We start from the raw sequence: 2,600 nt of genomic DNA on the forward strand, positions 1-2,600 counted from the left end.
ACCGCGTCGGACAGCCGCTCGACGAGCACCACACCCACACCCTCGGACCAGCCGGTCCCATCCGCCGCCTCCGCGAAAGACTTGCAGCGGCCGTCGGACGCCAGGCCGCGCTGTCGGCTGAAGTCGACGAAGGTGTCCGGCGAGGACATCACCGTGACGCCTCCGGCCAGCGCCATGGTGCACTCGCCCTGACGCAGCGCCTGGGCGGCCATGTGCAGGGCCACCAGGGAGGAGGAGCAGGCGGTGTCTACGGTGACCGCGGGCCCTTCGAGGCCGAGGGCGTAGGAGATCCGGCCGGTGCTGACGCTGCCGGTGTTGCCGGTGCCGATGTACCCCTCCAGATCGGCGGGGACGGCGGACAGTCGGCTCACGTAGTCGTGGTACATCACTCCCGCGTACACACCGATCCGGCTGCCGCGCACGGAGGCCGGGTCGATACCGGCTCGCTCGAAGACCTCCCACGAGGTCTCCAGGAGCAGCCGCTGCTGGGGGTCCATGGCCAGTGCCTCGCGCGGCGAGATACCGAAGAACTCCGCGTCGAACTCGCCCGCATCGTAGAGGAACCCGCCGTCGCGGGCGTACGTCGTCCCCGGGTGCTCGGGATCCGGGTGGTAGAGCCGTTCCAGGTCCCAGCCACGGTCGTCCGGGAAGCCGGAGATCACATCTCGCTCCTCGGCCACCAAGTCCCAAAGATCCTCCGGGGAAGTGACACCCCCGGGGTAGCGGGCCGCCATCCCGACGATCGCGATCGGCTCGTCGTCCGTCCCGTCTGCCCCCCGGGCGGACGGCGTCGGGGCGGTGTCGGGGAGGACGCCGACCAGTTCGGATCGCAGGTGACGGGCGAGCGCCTGTGGCGTCGGGTGGTCGAAGACGAGGGTGGCGGGCAGCCGGAGGCCGGTCGCCTTGTTGAGACGGTTGCGCAGTTCGACCGCAGTGAGCGAGTCGAAGCCCAGCTCCTTGAACCCTCGCTGGCTCTCCACGGCTTCGGCGCCGCTGTAGTCGAGCGCCGCCGCCACCTCGCCGCGGACCAGTTCCAGGAGCAGCTTGTCCTGGTCCGCCTCGGAAAGCCCGGCGAGTCGGCCAGCCGGCGAATCGGTCCCGGCCGCCTGCGACGCGGCCACGCCACGGCGTACCGGCCTGCGGACGAGTCCGCGCAGCACGGCCGGCAGCGCGGACGTGTCGGCCTTGCGGAGCACCGATGTGTCGAGGCGGCCGATCGGGACGAGTTGCGCCGCGTCCTGGGCGACCGCCAGGTCGAGCAGACGGAGCCCTTGCTCGGGGGCGAAGGCGGCGAGACCGGTGCGGGCGAGCCGGGACCGGTCCACCTCTCCCAAGCCGGATTCCATGCCGCCTTCGGCCCAGAGGCCCCAGGCGAGCGAGGTGGCAGGCAGGCCCTGGGCGCGACGCTGTTCGGCGAGCGCGTCCAGAAAGGTGTTCGCCGCCGCGTATCCGCTTTGCCCCGCCGTACCGAAGGTGCCGGCCACGGAGGAGAAGAGGACGAAGGCGGTCAGGTCGAGACCGAGCTCCTCACTGACACGGTGCAGATGGTGCGCGCCGACGGCCTTGGGAGCCATCACCGCATCCAAACGCTCGGCAGTGAGCGAGGTTAGGACCGTGTCGTCGAGAACACCCGCCGTGTGCACGATCCCCCGCACCGGGAACTCCACCGACACTTCACCCAGAACCCGGCGCACCGCGTCGACATCGGCCACATCACACGCCGCGACCGTGACCCGCGCCCCGAGAGCCGCCAGCTCCGCTGCCCACTCGGCCGCACCCGGAGTCCGCTCACCACGCCGGCCAAGCAGCAGGAAACTGCGCACCCGGTGCTCGACGAGCAGGTGACGGGTCACCAGCCGGCCCAGAGACCCGAAGGCCCCCGTGACCACCACCGTGCCCTCCCGATCCCACGGCACCTCCCCACCAGAAGTCTCCGCAACACGAGCCAGACGGGGAACGAGCACACCCCCATCCCGCACCGAGACCTGCGGCTCACCCAGACCCAGCACCGCCACCGCGTCGACCACGTCCGCACCCGGCACCAGATCCACCAGGACGAACCGATCCGGATTCTCCGTTTGCGCCGACCGCACCAGACCCCAGACAGCCGCGGCATTGGGGTCCGCGTGGCCCGCGGTGGCACCTCGCGTGACGACAACCAGCCGGGAGTCGGCATACCGCTCCCCCGCCAGCCACTCCTGAAGCAGCGCGAGCACGTCGTGTGGCGTGGACACCGGATCGTCCGCCGGGGCGACGAGGGCGAGGACGGCGTCCGGTACGGAGTCGAGGGCAGCAGGCCCGCCGTCCGCGTCGAGAACCGTCCACGTCCCGGGGAATTCCTCCGCCGCACCGGCCAGCACCCAGTCGAGCCGGAACAGACCGTCGCCGGTTCCCGGTCCCGCCATCTGGTCGGCGGTGACCGAGCGCAGGCTCAGCTCCTCGACCGTGGCGACGGGGGCGCCGGTGACGTCGGCGAGATGCAGGGTCACCGCGTCCTGCCCGGCCCGGCCGAGCCGGACCCGGGCGGCCGTCGCACCGGTGGCATACAGGCGCACGCCGCTCCAGGCGAAGGGCAGCCGGGTGTCATCGGACGGCGGCAG

1 protein-coding gene is annotated in these 2,600 nt (G+C 71.7%); it reads right to left on the reverse strand.

Features of this window, described 5'->3' with window-relative positions:
- The coding region (locus ACIRHA_RS43120; RefSeq protein ID WP_403857720.1) for an SDR family NAD(P)-dependent oxidoreductase at positions 1–2,600 on the reverse strand (2,600 nt) is incomplete at both ends.

This window comes from Streptomyces sp. NPDC102360 (assembly GCF_044766085.1).
Taxonomy (GTDB): Bacteria; Actinomycetota; Actinomycetes; order Streptomycetales; family Streptomycetaceae; genus Streptomyces.